Source organism: Euzebyales bacterium (assembly GCA_035461305.1).
In the GTDB taxonomy this organism is placed as follows: domain Bacteria; phylum Actinomycetota; class Nitriliruptoria; order Euzebyales; family JAHELV01; genus JAHELV01.
In genome coordinates, this window is record DATHVN010000071.1 from 1 (window position 1) to 1,547 (window position 1,547).

Annotated in this window: 1 protein-coding gene; it reads left to right on the forward strand. The window is 69.2% G+C overall.

Annotated features, from left to right (window positions below; all coding sequences use genetic code 11):
• Window positions 1-1,024: 1,024 nt before the first annotated feature.
• A complete protein-coding gene (locus VK923_06595; GenBank protein ID HSJ44332.1) occupies window positions 1,025-1,201 on the forward strand; it encodes a hypothetical protein in 177 nt (58 codons plus the stop codon).
• Window positions 1,202-1,547 lie beyond the last annotated feature (346 nt).

The following is a 1,547-nucleotide window of genomic DNA, read 5'->3' on the forward strand; positions in this document are numbered from 1 at the left end:
CGCGCCGACCTGTTCCACCGTCACGACACGTCACTCGAGCAGCCGACCGACCTGTCCGAAACCGTCCCCGCCGTCGCGTAACATCACCGCTCAGGAACCCGCGCTTGATGCCTCCATTTACACCAGCGCTGGGACGCCACCTGAATCCGCAGCGGATGTGCGCTGACCACAGCAGCCAGGAGAGCCGACCCCGCACGGCGACTCGACGCTGTCGCCCGGGCCGATGCGCACAGCGAGGACCGATAATCGTGAGTAGAGCAGATGCTCGCCGTCGCGCTGTGCTACGGCGCGAATAGGGCCCTGACCGCATCTCCGCTGTTCAGGGGCCTGAGATTGTCTCAGAATGCTGGTCGCACCTTTCGGGGACGCATGAGGGCGACCGTAGCTGAGACCGACTCTCGACCCGTGCACCGTCCACATCTACACGGCGCCGGCGCGCACTTGCGCAGGAGCCGCTCGGGTTCGCTGTCCTCGACGGGCAGCACATCGGTGCAGTTGGCCGCCACACAGCAGGGTCAGGCGATCAGGCGACGGTGAGATCGGTCGGTGGCCACGAGCGCTGGCCTCGGGCCCGGAGATCGCCACCGTCACCCGCCCGGGCAACCACCGCCGGCGACACCATCGTGCTCACTCACGGCACACTCGAGCTGCATCGCGCTCGGCGGCGCGCCGCGACCCCCTGGTGGACCCGGCGCAGACGGCGGCGAGGGTCGACGTCCGACCACGATGAGCGCTTCGGCGCCTCCAAAGCGCGGCTGCCGGTCGGCGTGGCCATGACGACGGCAGCGTTGGACAACGATGCAGATGTGGAAGCGGTGATCCGCTGAGCGGGCTTGGGATTCGGACGCGCACACGCCCGTTGCCGACGTAGGCGATGTCGTCGGCGACCGCGGTGGGGATCGAGGCGGGGATGCCGGAGTTGCCGCCCACAGCCGACCTCTGACGGTGCGTAGAGACACCCGAACAGTCGCGAAGACGGAGATGAACTCGAGCCGGCCGATCCCACACCTGGAAGATCGACCGTCTGCAGTTCACGATCCGCTACCGTCGGGCCTGGGACGTGCTCTTCGACATCGATCGCGACCGCATCAGGGTCACGACGCCGGCCGGCTCGGCCATCAAGGTCGGCTACGGCGGCCGCGTGACCGAGGTGGCCCCGGGCACGACTACGGACATCGCGCTGTCGGATGTGTGCGGCTGAACACCGGATCGGCCCTGCGCACCGATCGGCGATCTGCACCTCCGATGCGTCGCCGCGCGTGGCGTCGTGGAGCATGGTGTCCGGGGGTCAGGGTGCGGTAGGTGGCCAGGGCCAGCTCCATTGTGCGATCTCGACCGCACCGCGAGGCCGCGCCGTGCTCGGCGAGCCGAGGGACCCGTCGGCCGGCAACATCGCAGCCTCGGAGGGGCTGTTCCGGGCCGGGATCGCCGCGGACCTGTTGATGCGGCTTCGACGTCGCGGTCGCGGTCGGGCTGTACGTCCTGCTGCAGTCCGTGCACAGGCCGTTGGGGATGGTTGCGGCGGCGTTCCGCCTGATCCAGGCCGC